This window comes from Streptomyces sp. Rer75 (genome assembly GCF_013414305.1).
Lineage (GTDB): Bacteria > Actinomycetota > Actinomycetes > Streptomycetales > Streptomycetaceae > Streptomyces > Streptomyces himastatinicus.
In genome coordinates this window covers 9,227,623-9,242,930 of record NZ_CP058693.1, presented here as the reverse complement: position 1 = coordinate 9,242,930, position 15,308 = coordinate 9,227,623, and the positions used below count along the sequence as shown (strand labels likewise).

Below are 15,308 nucleotides of genomic sequence, written 5' to 3'. Positions count from 1 at the left end.
CCGGTGGCGCCGTCAGTCCGGGTCGTCCTGGCAGATCCCGTTCTCCCAGGCCCAGGCCGCGATTTCGACACGGTTGCGGGCGGCGAGCTTGCGCTGCACGTTGCCGAGGTGGGTCTTGACCGTGGAGAGGGTGACGTAGAGGTCGGCGGCCACTTCCTCGTTGGTGCGGCCCCGGGCCACCCGGCGCACGACGTCCAGTTCCCGCTGGGTCAGCGGCTCGATCAGCGCGTCCGGGCGCCCGCCCCCCGCGGTACGGTCCGGCCGGGCCTCGGAGGGGGCGGGGGCGTGGCGGTGGGGGGCCATCTGCGCGAGGAGGCGGACGGTCACCGAGGGGGAGATCAGCGAGTTGCCCGCCGCGGCGGCCCGCACCGCTTCGGTGAGCAGCCCGGGGGCGCCGTCCTTGAGGAGAAAGCCGCACGCGCCGTTGCGCAGCGCGCGGTAGACGTATTCGTCGAGGTCGAAGGTGGTGGCGATGAGGACGTTCAGCGGGTCGGGAACGTCGGGTCCGGCGAGCAGCCGGGTGGCCTCCAGGCCGTCCAGCCGGGGCATGCGGATGTCCAGGAGGCAGACGTCGGGGCGCAGTTCGCGGGCCTGATCGACCGCCTCGGTGCCGTCCGCCGCTTGGGCCACGACCCGCATGTCCGGCTGGGAGTCGATGATCATGCGGAACGCGGCACGGACCATCTCCTGGTCATCGGCGAGGAGCACCCGGATCGTCATACCCGACATGATCGCAGGCGCCCGGCCGTCGTCCCGAGAAGCCTTACGAAGCGTCCAGCGGCAGGACGGCCAGGACGTGCCAGCCGCCGCCGTCCCGCGGCCCGGTGGTGAGACGGCCCCCTGCCCGCTCGATCCGTTCGGTCAGCCCGACCAGGCCGTAGCCGCCTCCGTTCCACCCGCCGCCCGCCTCCGCGCGGGCGGCCGGTGCGCCGCCGCGGCCGTCGTCGGCCACCGACACCTCCACCTGCTCCGGGTCGCCGGGGCACAGCGTGACCCGCACCTCGACCCGCCCGGCTCCCGCGGCGTGTTTGCGGACGTTGGTCAGGGACTCCTGCACCACCCGGTGGACCGCGGTGGTGATCTCGGGCGGCAGCGGGCGGTCGGTGAGCCGCGGGTCGAGGGTCAGTTCGGCGGAGGGTCCCGCCGCGGAGAAGTCCCGGGTGAGGGCCCGCAGTCCGGCCAGGCCGCCGGTGGGGCTGGTGGCGGCGGGTGCGGAGGGGTCCCGCAGGCTGGAGACCATGGCGCGCATCGACCCGAGCGCCTGCGATCCGGCCCGTTCGATGTGGGCGAGCATCTGGTCCAGGTCCTCCGGGGACTGGGTGTGACCGGCCGCGGCGGTGAAGCGCGCGGCCTTGGTCTGGGCAACGATCGCGGTGACGTGGTGCGCCACGAAGTCGTGCAACTCCCGTGCGTGTTCCAGGCGTTGGGTCTGGAGGAGAGCTTCGCGCTCCCGGGCCCGCAGCGCGTCGTACAGGCGCAGGCACAGCCCGAGCACCACCATGAACGGCACACAGGCCACGATCACGCCGACCACGCTGCCGAGGTTTTCGCCCCGTTCGGCGATCCGCAGCGGAAGGAGGACGGCGGCGAAGACCGGGGCCGCGGGGAGCACGGTGGCCATCAGCGGGGCACAGCGCCGCACGGCGCGGGTGATGAGCCACAGCAGGACGCTCAGCTCCACCAGTCCCGGGGTGTTCTCGGGACGCCGGGGCAGCCCCGTTTCCACCAGGGTCAGCGCGCAGGAGACGGCCGTCGCGAGCAGGGTGTACCGGATGAAGAGGCGGTGCGGCACCGCGAGGGCGGCCAGGCACAGCGTCCCGGACACCGTCGTCGCCAAGGCCACCGGCGGATAGGGGGCGTTCAGCCCCTCCAGGGCCACGAGGACGACGGACACGGCGCCGACCACGCACAGCTGGATGTGACGGAGGCGGGAGCGGGCCCGGAACTCGGTGATCATGGCCATTTACGGTACGGCCGTGCCGCGCGCGCCACATCGGCCTTTCGGCCGAGGGAGGGCCGCGGCCCGTTTCGGTCATCCAGTGGATCCGCCGGACCGTGCCGCGCCGGAAGGATCGAAGCCGCTCGCACCGCTCAACCGATCCGCTCGACCGATCCGCTCAACCGATCCGCTCAACCGATCCCGAAGGCCGCCGATGCTCCGCACCGCTCTGCGCACCCTCCGCTCCCACCGGCTCCGCTTCGCGATGCCCGCCCTCGCCGTCCTGCTCGGCGTGGCGTTCGTGACCGGCTCGCTGCTCTACGGCGACTCGGTGAAGGCGGCCGTCGCCCGGGCACAGACCAACTCCCAGCCCGATGTGTCGGTGAAGGTCGAACCGGACTCCCCCGACGAAGCCTCCCGGCTCGACGGCGCCCTGCTGCGACGGCTGCGGCAGCTGCCCTCGGTGGCCGCGGCCCGCGGTGTGGTGGAGGGCCGCGCCTTCGTCGCGGGCTCCAACGGCACCCTCGTGGGTGACCTGTCCCGGGCCGCGGGCGTCAACTACGTCCCCGGCGACCGTGGCGAGGACGTCCGCTATCCGCTCACCGCGGGCCGTGGCCCCCGCAACCCCGCCGAGATCGCCATGGACCGGCGGACCGCCGAGCGGGCCGGGTACCGGGTGGGCGACCGGGCACGCGTCGTGGTGGGCGGTACGGCCCGAAGCGCCCGGCTGGTCGGGGTCTTCACCGCCCACGACAGCCGGTGGGAAGCGGGCGGCACCCTCACCGCCTTCGACCCCGCCACCGCCGAGCGCCACTTCGCCCCCGTCCCGGGCAGCTACTCCGCGATCACCCTGACCGCGGCGGACGGCACGTCGGACGCACAACTCGCCGATGCGGTACGCAAGGTGCTGCCATCCGGTGTCGAGGCGGCCACTCGGGCGGAGCTGGAGTCCTTGGCCACGGACGCCTCCGGGGACGGCGACAAGCTCACGACGCTGCTGCTGAGCTTCGCCGGTGTCGCCCTGTTCGTCTCCGCCTTCCTGGTCGCCAACACCTTCACCATGCTCAGCGCCGCCCGCGCCCGGGAACACGCGCTGCTGCGGGCCGTCGGCGCGAGCCGGGGCCATGTGATGCGCAGGGTGCTGACGGAAGCCGCCCTGGTCGGAACGGCCGCCTCGATCGCCGGATACGCGCTGGGCACCGGCGTCGCGACGCTGCTGGGCGACCTGTTCGGCGTCACCGGAGGCCCGGCGGCCCCGCTGCGGCTGCTGTCCGTCACGCCCCTGGTCGCGGCGTTCGCGGTCGGCATCGGCGTCACCGTCCTGTCGGCCTGGCTTCCGGCCCGCCGCGCGGCGGCCGTACCGCCGGTGGCGGCGCTGCGCACGGTCGAGCCCTCCACGGCCGCCCCGCTGCGCCGCCGCACCCTCCTCGGCGTGGCCGTCACGGTGTGCGGGGCGCTGCTGCTGGGTGCCGCCCTCGGCCAGACGGACGTCCTGTTCGGCGCGGTACCCGTCCTGCTCATCGGCCTGATCGTCCTCACCCCGCTGCTCGCCCTGGGCGTCACCGCGCTGCTGCGCCGCCCGCTGACCCGGCTGGCGGGCGTCCGCGGCAAGCTCGCCGTGGAGAACGCCCGCCGCAACCCCCGGCGCACGGCGGCCACCGCGACCACCCTCATGGTCGGCCTCGCGATGGTCACCGCGGTCACGGTGGCCGTGGCCTCGGTGAATCGCCTGGAGGAACAGGAGGTCGACCGCTCCATGACCTCGGACCTGCGCGTCACGGCCGTCGACTTCGCGGAGGTCGGCGACGACACCGCCGCGCGGGTGGCACGGCTCGCGGACGCGGTGGCCGTCACCGCCCTCGTGCAGACCTACTTCGACCTGTCCGGCGACGACACCGTCCCGGTCACCGCCGTCAACCCCGCCACGGTGGAACGGCTGGCGCCGATCACCGTCCGGGAGGGCTCGCTGGACCGCCTCGACCACGGCATCGCCATCACCGAGGAGCTGGCCGCCGACCGCGGCTGGCGGCTCGGCTCCCGCGTCAGCGGCGCCTTCACCGGCACCGGCGAGCGCACCAGCCTGCCCGTCGTCGCGGTCTACGACGGCCCGGAGAACCTGACGCCCGCCCTCGTGTCCGACCGGTCCCTGCCGCGACCGGCCGGCGGCGAGCGCCGGTTCTCCGTCGAATCGGTCCTGGTCAAGGCCGCCCCCGGCCGTACGGCAGCACTCCAGCGGGAGATCCGGCGCGCCCTGGACAACCCCGCGCTGCTGGTCCAGGACCGCGCCGACGCGCGGGTGGCGGCCACCGCGCGGACCGGCCCGTTCCTGAACATCATGTACGCCATGCTCAGCGTCACCGTGCTGATCGGTGCCCTCGGAGTGGTGAACACCATGGGCATGGCCGTCTTCGAACGTGTCCGGGAGATCGGCATGCTCCGCGCCATCGGGCTGGACCGCCGGGGTGTGGCCTCCGTCCTGCGCATCGAATCGGTGACCATCTCCCTCTTCGGCTCCGCGCTCGGCGTCGCCGTCGGCGGCGTCATCGGCGCGGTGGCCGTCCTCGGCCAGGAGGGTGTCCCCCTGGTCATCCCGTGGGACAGGACGGCCGTCTTCTTCGTCGCGGCCGCCGTGATCGGTGTGCTCGCCTCCCTGTGGCCGGGGCGCCGGGCCGCGCGCGTGCCGATGCTGAAGGCGATCGGCACGGACGCCTCGTAGCGGCCGCGCGGGGCGGTGGCTCACGGACGTATCCTGAAACCGAGGTACCGCGACCGGTGAGCGCGGGAGGTTGCGATGACCGTCGCCGAGAGCCTCCGCCCCTGCAAGGCGGACACGCCCCGCTATCTGCCCATCGCGGAGCACGGCCTGATCGGCGATCTGCGGACGGCCGCGCTCGTGGGCACGAACGGCACGATCGACTGGTACTGCCCCACCCGCTTCGACGCGCCCAGCGTGTTCGCGTCGATCCTGGACGCCGACCGCGGCGGTGCGTTCGAGCTGGCCCCGGAAGCGCCCGCCCGGACCAAGCAGTTCTACTTCCCCGACACCAACATCCTCATCACCCGCTTCTTCGCGGACGACGGTGTCGCCGAGGTCCAGGACTTCATGCCGGTCGAGGACGACTCCCGCGAGGCCGACCGGCACCGGCTGATCCGCCGGGTGCTGTGCGTCCGCGGGTCGCTGCCGTTCACCGCGCGGGTGGCGCCGCGCTTCGACTACGGGCGGCAGACGCACACCATGAGTGTCCGGCAGGGCGGCCTCACGGTGTTCGACTCCCCCGATCTGTCGCTCGCGCTGACGTCCAGCGTCACGGTGGAGACCGACGGCCTCGACGCGGTGTCCTCGTTCAAGCTGGTCGAGGGCGAGGCGGCCGTCTTCGCGCTCGACCGGATCGGAGGCGAGGTGCGGCCGCGGCCGTGTCCGCTGGCCGAGGCGGAGCAGCTGTTCAACGCCACGGTGCGGTACTGGCGCCGCTGGCTCTCGCAGTCCCGCTACCGCGGACGGTGGCGGGAGATGGTGCACCGCTCGGCGCTCACCCTCAAGCTCCTCACCTACGCGCCGACCGGCGCCATCGTGGCGGCCCCGACGGCCAGTCTGCCGGAGCAGATCGGCGGGGAACGCAACTGGGACTACCGGTACGTCTGGATCCGCGACGCCGCGTTCTGCATCTACGCGCTGCTGCGGCTCGGTTTCACCGACGAGGCCGAGGCGTTCGTGCGCTTCCTGTCCGAGGACATCCGGCTGCGGGACGGCCCCGGCGGGCCGCTACAGATCATGTACGGCATCGACGGCCGCAGCGAACTCACCGAGCAGGAACTCTCCCATCTGGAGGGCCACTTGGGCTCGGCCCCGGTCCGGTCCGGCAACGGGGCCGTCGACCAGCTGCAACTGGACATCTACGGTGCGCTGGTGGACTCGCTCTATCTCTACGACAAGTGGGGAAAGCCACTGGCGAGCGACCACTGGGAGACCGTCTGCGAACTGGTCGACTGGGTCTGCGAGCACTGGGACCAGCCGGACATGAGCGTCTGGGAGACCCGCGCCGGACCCCAGTGCTTCCTGTACTCACGGCTGATGTGCTGGGTCGCGATCGAGCGGGCGATGCGCATCGCCGCTCACCGCGGGCTGCCCGCGAACATGCCCCGCTGGTCGCGCACCCGCGACCAGATCTACCGCCGGATCATGCGGCGCGGCTGGTCCCCGCGGCGGCACGCGTTCGTGCAGCACGAGGGCGACGATGTGCTCGACGCCTCCGTGCTGATGATGCCGCTGGCCAAGTTCATCTCCCCCGCCGACCCCAAGTGGCTGTCCACCCTGGACGCGCTGGGCGAGGAGCTGGTGTCCGACTCGCTGGTCTACCGCTATGACCCCCAGGCCAGCCCGGACGGGCTGCGCGGCGAAGAGGGCACCTTCTCGATCTGCTCGTTCTGGTACGTCGAGGCGCTGTCCCGGGCCGGACGGCTGGACGAGGCGCGGCTCGCGTTCGAGAAGATGCTGACGTACGCCAACCACTGCGGGCTGTACGCGGAGGAGATCGGCCGCACCGGTGAGCAGATCGGCAACTTCCCGCAGGCGTTCACCCATCTCGCGCTCATCAGCGCCGCGTTCAACCTCGACCGTGCCCTGGGCTGACCTGGGGCGGTCATGCGAGTGGCGATTGCTCAGGCGTTGGGGTCGAAGGGGATGCCCGACGGTTTGGCCTTCTGGAGGTGGGCGGCGAAGGTGCCGTCCTTGAGGCCGAAGTTGGCGCTGCCGAAGTTGGCCTGGCTCAGCTTGTCGCGCAGGCCCGCGGGGTAGCCGTTCCAGCCGACCAGGGTGGGGAACTGCCAGGTGCCGTAGTGGTTCTCGGGCGGTTCGTCATTGGTGTTCGCGGGGCGGAACGCGTGCGTGCTCAGCCCGTCCTTGTGGTAGACGATCTTCGGGTGGTTTCCGTCCCACCGGATCTGGTCGCGGCCGTAGGTGGTGAATCCGCCGTGGGCGGAGGTGGAGACGTACTGGGCCTGGTTGTTCTGCACCCACACCACGACGTGCTCCCAGTCGTGGCGGTGTCCGCCGACCGACGCCTGGTCCTTCTCGAAGTAGAGGCCGTACATGACCGCGCACCAGCCGTTGTTGCACGTGGAGCGCGCGTATCCGTTGGTGTTGTCGAGGTCCGGGGCGTCGCGGCACTGCCCGTTGGGCGCGCCGGACGGGTTGAGGCCACCGTTCAGCGTGCCGTCGGGGCCGATGGCGGGGGTGGGGTAGCAGCCGTCGGTGTCGTAGTCGTAAGCGGGCTGGAACGTCTGCTCCAGCGCCTCCGCGTTGCCGGGCAGGGCCTTCGGCGGGTCCGCGAGAGCGCTTCCGGGTAAGGCGACGACCAGGGCGATGGCGCTGCCGAGGACGAACGAGACCTTGCGGATGCGCGAGCTTGCTGGCACTGCGTCCTCCTGGTTGACCTCGTGACGCACGAGCGGAATGTCAACCAGGAGACTACGTCAACTGCCATCCACAGAAGGGCCGTTCAGGATCGCTGGGGCGGTATGGGCTGCTCCGTCCAGATGCACTTGCCGTCGGCGGTGTAGCGCGTCCCCCAGCGCTGGGAGATCGCGGCGACCAGTTGCAGGCCGCGTCCTCCCTCGTCCATTTCGGCGGCCCGGCGGATCCGGGGTGTCGTGGCGCTGCCGTCGGAGACCTCGCAGATGAGGGTCCGGCCGCGGAGCAGGCGCAGGTGGACGGGCCCTCTCGCATGCCGGACGACGTTGCCGACCAGCTCACTGGCGAGGAGTTCGGTGGTCATGACCAGCTCGTCGAGATGCCACTCCTCCAGTTGGCCGCGGACGTGGTCGCGCGCGAGGGAGGCTGCCACCGGCTCGGCGGGGAGCCGCCAGGCGGCGATGTTCCCGGGGGCGGTGCGGTGCAGCCGGGCGACGAGCACGGCGGTGTCGTCCGCGGTCAGTTGCTGGGCGGGCACCATGGCGTCGAGGAGGGTGTCGCAGAGGCGGTCGAGCCGCTTGCGGTCCGCGCGGTGGTCCTCGTCCGGGCCGCAGGCCGGGGGCGGATGGCCGGGGCCTGCGAGGCGCCGTCCGAGGTCGGTGGTGAAGACCCGGGAGCACTCGGCGATGCCCACGTCGATGTCGCGGGAGGCGGACTCGACCAGGCCATCGGTGTACAGCACCAGCAGCCCGTGGCCGGGCAGCCGCAGTTCGGCCGTGTTGAACGGGGGTTCGGCGGCGCCCAGGGGCGGATCGGCCTCGATGTCCAGGCACTCCACGGTTCCGTCGGGTCTCACCAGGAGCGGCGGTGGGTGGCCGGCGCGCGCCATGGAGCAGACCCCGGAGACCGGGTCGTAGACGGCGTACAGGCAGGTGGCGTAGGAGTCGTCGCCGAGGGCGCTGACGATGTCGTTGAGGTGGGCGAGGACCTCCTCGGGCGGCAGCTCCAGATGGGCCAGCGTGTGCACGGCGGTGCGCAGGCGTCCCATGGTCGCGGCCTCGGCCAGCCCGTGGCCCATCACATCGCCGATGACGAGCGCCACCCGCTCCGCGGACAGCGGGATGATGTCGTACCAGTCGCCGCCGACCTCCGTGCCGGTGCTGGCGGGCAGGTACCGTACGGCCGCGGTGACGGCGGACGGCGTGGGCAGGTCCTGGGGCAGCAGTCCGCGCTGGAGCGCCTGGGCGCGGGCGTGCTCGGCGTCGTACAGCCGGGCCCGGGCCAGGGCGTGGGCGACCATGCCGCTGAGGGCGGTCAGCAGGGTGCGGTCGTCGGCGGTGAAGTGGCGGGGCTCGGCGAAGGAGACGACGCACACGCCGTTGGGCTCGCCGGAGGCGATCAGGGGCAGGACGGCCCAGGCGTTCTTCTCCGCGAGGACCGGGTAGTCGGCGAGGGCCGGGGCCAGCTCGACGTACTCGGTGGCCGAGGCGATGAAGCGCGGGTGGCGCGAGGCGATCACGTCGTGGAGCAGCGGGTGGCCGTCGGCCGCCGCGATCCCGTCGACCTCCCGCAGGAACGCCCGCGGATATCCGACGGCCCCGACCACATGCAGCCGCTCGCCCTCCAGCACCTGGACCAGCAGGCCCGAGGCTCCGAACGGGGCCAGCATGTGGGCGGCGGCCACGTCGACGACGTCATGGGTGGTGACCGCCTCGGCGAGCGCGCTCGTCAGCCCGCGGATCCGCACCGCCTGCTCGGCGGCGGACCGGTCGGCCGCCTCACGCCGCGCCGCCCGGTTGCGGGTGTCGGTGACATCGGTGAGGTAGGCGGTCAGCCCGTCGGGCACGGGGACCAGCCGGATGTGGTACCAGCGGCCGTCGGTGGGCCACTGGATGTCGAACCCGGTCGGTGTGCCGTCGAGCGCCGCGTGCCGGCAGCGGGCCTCCAGCTCGGGGACCAGGCCCGCGGGCCCGTCCCAGAGGGGTCTGCCCAGCACGTCCACGGACGGCCCGACGAGGCGCTCGGCCTCGACGTTGAGGAAGGTGATCCGCCACTCCCGGTTCACCGCCCAGAACGCGTCGCTCATGAAGCGCAGCGCCTGCCCCACGGACTCCCGCGCGATGCGGCTCTCGGTGGTGTCCCACACCCGGCCGATCATGCGGACGGGTTCGCCGTGCCCGTCGAGCGCCAGGTGGGCGCGGCTCTGGACCCAGCCGGTGGTGCCGTCCGGGCGGCACACCCGGTACTCGGCCTCGTACACACCGTGCCCGTGCAGCGCCTCCTGGGTGGCGGCCATGACCCGCGGCACGTCCTCGGGGTGGATCAGGGCGACCCAGCTCTCGATGCGGCGTTCGTAGTCCTCCGGGATGCCCAGCAGCCTGAGCCCGGCCGCGTCCCAGACCATCTCGCCGGTACGGATGTCCCACTCCCAGGAACCGACCTTGGTCGCCACCAGGGCCTGGCGGAGCCCGGAGACGGCCGACTGCTCCTGCCACCACGGATGGCCCCGGCCCGCGGCGGGCGAGGGACCGGACAGCCGCCCGGAGGCCCAGCGGGCCATCTCCAGCAGGAAGCCGCGCTGCTCCGTCGTGGGCGCGCCGGGCCCGGTGAACACGGACAGCGCGCCGACGGGGGTGTCCTCGGCGAAGAGGGGGACGGCGGCCACCATGGTGGCCTCGGGCAGCCTCCCGTGCGTGTGCGCACGGGCACGCTCCGCGTCCGGGTGGCGCCCCTCCGGAACGCGCCCGTCGGCGGCGGGCATCCAGACGAACGCGCCGTCCTGCACGGCCCGGGCGGGGGCGAGCGCCGGATCGTCCTCCCGGATCTCCTCCCACTCCGGGAGGGCGGACCGGGGCAGCCCTCCGGCGAGCACCAGACGGAGTTCATGGCTGCCCGCGGGGCCGCATGACCAGTGCACCGCTCCGGCGATGCCGCCCAGCTCGGACACCGCCTGTGCCAGCGCGTACTCCATCACCTCGCGGTCCGTGAGCTGGACACCGACCGCCGAGAGCAAGGGAAGCCGCTCGTCGCACCAGGTACGTACGCGACCAGCCGGATCCATTGACATATCGGCATATACCCTAAGGTGTGCCCGCGGCGTAATCGAGAGCCATAAGGCGCTCTGTCGAATTTTTAGCGTGCGGTCGGCCATGCCGAACGTCCCGGCCATCGGTTCACAGAGCGGACCGGCCGCCTGGTGCCGCGCGTGGACGGCCGCCACAGTGTTCGCCATCGGCGCGCGCCTCCCGCTCCCTTCCGTCCGATGGAACAGGCAGGTCACACATGACGGACTCCTTGCTGCGCGGCTATGTACCCAGCCCCTTCGGGCAGCTGCACTACGTCGAATCGGGCACGGGCGAGCCGGTGCTGATGCTCCATCAGACGCCGCGTTCCTGGACCGAGTACCTGGGCGTGCTGCCGCTGGTCGGGGCCGTGCACCGGGGAATCGCCATGGACACCCTGGGGTTCGGCGCCTCCGCGAAACCCGAGGAGCCCCATACGATCGAGCGCTTCGCCGACGCCGCCGGGGCCCTCGTCGAGGCGCTGGGCCTGGAGCGTTTCCACCTGGTGGGGCACCACACGGGCGGTGTCATCGCGGTGGAGCTGGCCGCCCGCTACCAGGACCGCGTGTCCAGCCTGCTGCTCTCCGCCACGCCCTTCGTGGACGACGAGAAGCGGCGCACCGCCGACCGGCGCAAGCCGGTCGACCACGTCGACCCCCGGCCCGACGGTTCCCATCTGCTGGAGCTGTGGAACCGGCGGCGCGGCTTCTACCGGGAAGGTGAGGAGGCCGCGCTGCACCGCTATGTGATCGACGCGGTGACGGTGCTGGACCGGGTGGAGGAGGGCCATGTGGCGGTCCGCCGCTATGCGATGGAGCCGCGGCTGCCGCACATCACCGCGCGGACGCTCGCGGTGTGCGCGGACGGGGACCACTACTCGCTGCCCGGCCTGGAGAAGTTCGCCGCGGCGCTCGGCTGCGACACCCGGGTCGTTCCCGGCGGCCACGTGCCCGCGCCGGAGCAGTTGCCCGAGGAGTACGCCAAGGTCATCACGGAGTGGGTGACGGGCGGCTGACCCCGGACCGGGCCGCCGCCCCGCGGTCCCAGGTGTGCCCGGTGACCCCGCGCTCGCGGAGCACGGCTTTGCGGATCTTGCCGGTCGCGGTGAGCGGCAGTTCGGGGACGATGTCGACGTACCGGGGCACGGCGAACGGCGGAAGCTCGTCCTCGCAGTGGCGTACCAGGTCCGGCGGGTCCAGCACCAGGCCCGGCCGGACCGTCACCGCCACCATGACCTCGTCCTCGGCCAGCTCGGATGCCACCGGGAAGGCCGCGGCCCCGGCCACCGCGGGGTGGGAGCGGACCGCCGACTCCACCTCCGCCGAGGAGATGTTCTCGCCGCGGCGGCGGATGACGTCCTTGATCCGGTCCACGAAGCGGAACCACCCGTCGGGTTCCCGGACCACCCGGTCGCCGGTGCGGCGCCAGGAGCCGGGCGGCGGGGGCCCGTCGTCCCCCAGGTAGCCGGTGGAGAAGGCGAACGGCCGGTGGCTGCGGACGACGAGTTCACCCGGCGTGCCGTCCGCGACGGGGGCGAGGCGTTCGTCCACCACGCGCGCGGAGAAGCCGTCGCGCACGGTGCCGATGTAGCCGGGCCGGTGGTGGGTGGGTGTCGACCCGATGACGAGATTGGTCTCCGTGGAGCCGAACCCGTCCACCAGGGTGACGCCGAAACGGTTCAGGAACGGCTGGTACGCCGGGCCCGGGGTGGCCGGGGACAGGCCGCGCCAGGCCCGGTGCGCGCGGTCGTCGGGGCCGGGCGGGCGCGCCAGCAGCATGGGCACCATCGCGCCGAGCAGATACACGGCGGTGGCACCGGCCTCGGCCACCTCGCCCCAGTACGCACCGGCGGAGAACCGCCGCCCGAGGGTGCACGCGGCGCCCACGGTCATGGCGTGCGCCAGGGTGTTGAGGGCGTTGGTGTGGAACAGCGGCAGACAGGTGTGGAGCATGTCGTCGGAGGTGAGGCGCAGCGAGTCCGCGACGTTGCGGCCCCACCAGACGGACTGGGCGTGGGGGCAGCGCACACCGCGCGCGGCCCCGGTGGTGCCCGAGGTGAACAGGATGGCGGCGGTGTCCGCAGGTCCCACCGGTGCGGGCGGGAGCGCCCCGGTCCCGCCCGGGGCCGGGGCGCCGTCGCCGCCGATGGTCCACACCGGGCCCCGGTAACCGGCCGCCGTGACGCGCCCGGTGAACTCCTCCTCGGCGAACAGGAAGGACGGCTCGGCCTGGCGCAGGACGTGCCGCAGGCCCTCGCCACGCAGGCCGGTGTTGAGCGGCACCAGCACCGCGCCGAGCCAGGCACAGCCGAGGATGAGATCGATGAACTCGACGCGGTTGCCGGACATGACGGCGATCCGGTCGCCTGGGCGGCAGCCGCGCGCGGCGAGCGCTCCCGCCATCGTGGCCGCCGCCTCACGGGACTGCCGGTAGCTGCGCGTCACCCCGTCCACGCGGAGGAACACCCGGTCGCCGTGTGTCTCGGCGGCAGCGTCGAGGAGGGCGGGGAGCGTCATCGCCGCGCCCGGTGTGTTCACCGCAGGACCCCCGCGTCGCGCAGCCGCCGGATGCGTTCCGGTGTCAGTCCGGCCACCTCGCGGAGCACCGTGTCGGTGTCGGCGCCGAGCACCGGCGCGGGCGTGCGGAGGGAGCCTGGGGTGCGGGTGAGGCGGATCGGCAGGCCCTCGTGGAGGAAGCCGCCCGCGACCGGGTGTTCGGCGTGGACGTAGAAGCCGCGGGCCCGCAACTGCGGGTCGTGCTCCACGAGTTCCCGCCCGTCCTGCACGGCTCCGGCCGGTACGCCCCGTTCCTGGAGCAGTTCGGCCGCGGCGTCGGCGGGCATGCCGCGCGCCCATCCGCCGAGCGCGGCGTCCACCAGGTCGGCGGCCCGGCGGCGGCCCTCGGCGGTGCGGGTGCGTTCGTCGGTGGCCAGCTCCGGGCGCCCGATCACCTCGCACACGGCCGCCCACTCGGCGTCGCCACGGACGCTGACGGCGAGCCACCGGTCGGCGCCCAGACACCGGTAGACGCCCTGCGGGCTCCACCGCGGGTGGGCGTTGCCCATCGGCCGGGCCACGTCCGCCCCCGGGCGCGACGCGGCGAGGAGGCTGGTCCCCATGTGCGCGGCGATCGCCTCCAGCTGGGACAGGTCGATGTGCTGTCCGCGCCCGGTCTCGTCGCGGTGTTCCAGCGCGGCCACGGTGGCGAGCGCGGCCTGGAGGCCCGCGACGATGTCGCCGTGGCCGTAGATCACGCCGACCACGTCGTCCGGTCCCCAGCCGGTGAGGCCGGTCAGCCCGCTGCTCGCGGACACGGTGTCCGCGTACGACACCCAGCCGTTGCGCGGCCCGGTGTGGCCCATCCCGGACATGCTCACGTACACGATGCGCGGGTTGATCTCGCGGAGCGCCTCGTAGCCGAGGCCCAGTTTCTTCATGACCGTGGAGCTGAAGTTCTCGACCAGGACGTCGCAGGACGCGATGAGTTCGCGGAGCACCGCGATGCCGTCCTCGGTCCGGGTGTCGAGGGCGATGCTCTGCTTGTTGCGGTTGACCTCGTTGAAGTAGCCGTTGGTGTTCGGGTCGGTGTGGGGCCCCCGGGAGAGGTGCATGAAGGGGGCGAACCGGGTGGGGTCGGGGCGGCCCGCGGACTCGACCTTGATGACCTCGGCACCGTGGTCGGCCAGCACCTTGGTGCAGTACGGACCGGCCAGCACCCAGGTCAGGTCCAGGACCCGGACCCCGTCCAGCGCAGGGCGCACCGGCTCCTCGGCGGCGGCCACCGGGCGGGCCGGGCGGCGCTCGTCGAGCAGGCCCTGATCGGCGCCGGGGGCGGGCACGTCGAGTTTCCCGGGCCGGTGGCCCTCGGGGAACGCGAAGGGGAAGCCGAGGTCGGTCCGCTCCCCCTGCGGTGTCCGCAGCCGGGTGAAGAAGTCGCGCGCGGCGAGCTGCGGATTGTCCGGCAGCTCGTGCGGCAGGTCGACGGCCGCCCAGGGCAGCTTCCTGGCCTGGGCCCGCTCCGCGAAGTCGGCCTTGGGCCAGCGGCTCAGGAAGTCCTGGACCACCGAGAACACATGCTCCTGGTGCTTCTTGCGCTCCACGGGGTCCTGCCACCGGGACTCGGCGAGATCGGCCTCCGCGCCCTCCTCGCGCAGCCACTCCAGCAGCGCGTCCCACATGCGCGGGCTGCCCCCGAGCCCGCCGCCGAGATAGCCGTCGGCGGCCCGGAACAGCCCGTGCGGCACCAGCGGATGCACCCGTCCCGGGCGGCCCGGGACCCGGTCCTCGTGGACGTAGGCGAGGGTGCCCGCCTCCAGGGCGGCCGCGACACACGCCTGCGCGGAGACATCGACGAGCTGGCCAGGGCCGCGCCGCCGGGCCCGCAGCCCGAGCAGGGCGGCGATGGCCGCGCCCACGCCCGCGAGGTGTTCCGCCTGCCCCTCGGGCATCCGCAGCGGCGGTCCGTCCGGGTCGCCCACCTGCGCGAGCATCCCGCCCAGCGCCGCCACCACGAGGTCGCTGCCCTGCCAGCCGCTGCGCGGCCCGGTCAGGCCGAAGGGGGTGACGCGTACGTGCACCAGGTGGCCGAGGCCGTCGGCGCTCGCCTCCGCGCCGCCGGGGGTTCCGTCGAGCAGGATGTCGGCGCCCTCCAGCAGGCGGCGCATCCCCGCAGCGCCCTCGGGCGCGGCGGGGTCGAGGGTCACGACACGCTTCCCGGCGTGCCAGTGGGCGAACGCGTCGCCGCCCTCCTCACGCCGGGTGGCGTCGCCTTCGGGCGGTTCGACCAGCACCACCTCGTAGCCCAGTCCGACCAGCAGCCGGCCCGCGAACCGGGCGAACGGGCTGGTGAGTTCGACGACCCGCAGGGCAGGCTCGGTCACGTTTCCTCCGCGCTGTGT

General features: G+C 73.2%; 9 protein-coding genes. 3 read left to right on the top strand and 6 right to left on the bottom strand.

What is annotated here, in order from left to right; translation table 11 throughout:
* Positions 1-12: 12 nt before the first annotated feature.
* Complete coding sequence (locus HYQ63_RS39210) at positions 13-729, bottom strand: response regulator (RefSeq protein WP_373689181.1); 717 nt, start codon at positions 727-729, stop codon at positions 13-15.
* A gap of 34 nt (positions 730-763) precedes the next feature.
* On the bottom strand, positions 764-1,957 hold the full coding sequence (locus tag HYQ63_RS39205; protein WP_179938506.1) for a sensor histidine kinase: 1,194 nt from the start codon (positions 1,955-1,957) through the stop codon (positions 764-766).
* Between the two features lie 196 nt (positions 1,958-2,153).
* On the opposite strand from HYQ63_RS39205, the gene HYQ63_RS39200 reads away from it, so the two are divergent.
* Together HYQ63_RS39200 and HYQ63_RS39195 are read left to right on the top strand one after the other, a co-directional pair.
* The gene (locus HYQ63_RS39200) at positions 2,154-4,655 is read left to right on the top strand and encodes an ABC transporter permease (protein WP_179938504.1); all 2,502 of its coding nucleotides are present in this window, start codon (positions 2,154-2,156) and stop codon (positions 4,653-4,655) included.
* A gap of 75 nt (positions 4,656-4,730) precedes the next feature.
* A complete protein-coding gene (locus HYQ63_RS39195; protein ID WP_179938502.1) occupies positions 4,731-6,569 on the top strand; it encodes a glycoside hydrolase family 15 protein in 1,839 nt (612 codons plus the stop codon).
* A gap of 29 nt (positions 6,570-6,598) precedes the next feature.
* On the opposite strand, the gene HYQ63_RS39190 is transcribed toward HYQ63_RS39195, so the two are convergent.
* Both HYQ63_RS39190 and HYQ63_RS39185 read right to left on the bottom strand, forming a co-directional pair.
* Entirely contained in the window at positions 6,599-7,354 is a 756-nt protein-coding gene (locus HYQ63_RS39190; RefSeq protein WP_179938500.1) for an NPP1 family protein, read from the bottom strand.
* Between the two features lie 83 nt (positions 7,355-7,437).
* A complete protein-coding gene (locus HYQ63_RS39185; RefSeq protein ID WP_257232444.1) occupies positions 7,438-10,362 on the bottom strand; it encodes a SpoIIE family protein phosphatase in 2,925 nt (974 codons plus the stop codon).
* A gap of 269 nt (positions 10,363-10,631) precedes the next feature.
* Between HYQ63_RS39185 and HYQ63_RS39180 the strand changes: the two genes are divergently transcribed.
* Positions 10,632-11,426, top strand: coding sequence for an alpha/beta fold hydrolase (locus HYQ63_RS39180; RefSeq protein WP_179938498.1), 795 nt, complete (start codon positions 10,632-10,634; stop codon positions 11,424-11,426).
* Here the strand turns inward: HYQ63_RS39180 and HYQ63_RS39175 are convergent.
* Positions 11,401-12,948, bottom strand: coding sequence for an AMP-binding protein (locus HYQ63_RS39175; protein ID WP_257232443.1), 1,548 nt, complete (start codon positions 12,946-12,948; stop codon positions 11,401-11,403). The genes HYQ63_RS39180 and HYQ63_RS39175 overlap by 26 nt on opposite strands.
* Positions 12,945-15,290, bottom strand: a complete 2,346-nt coding sequence (locus HYQ63_RS39170) for a CoA transferase (RefSeq protein WP_179938496.1) — start codon at positions 15,288-15,290, stop codon at positions 12,945-12,947. The genes HYQ63_RS39175 and HYQ63_RS39170 overlap by 4 nt, the downstream gene beginning before the upstream one ends.
* Positions 15,291-15,308: the final 18 nt, after the last annotated feature.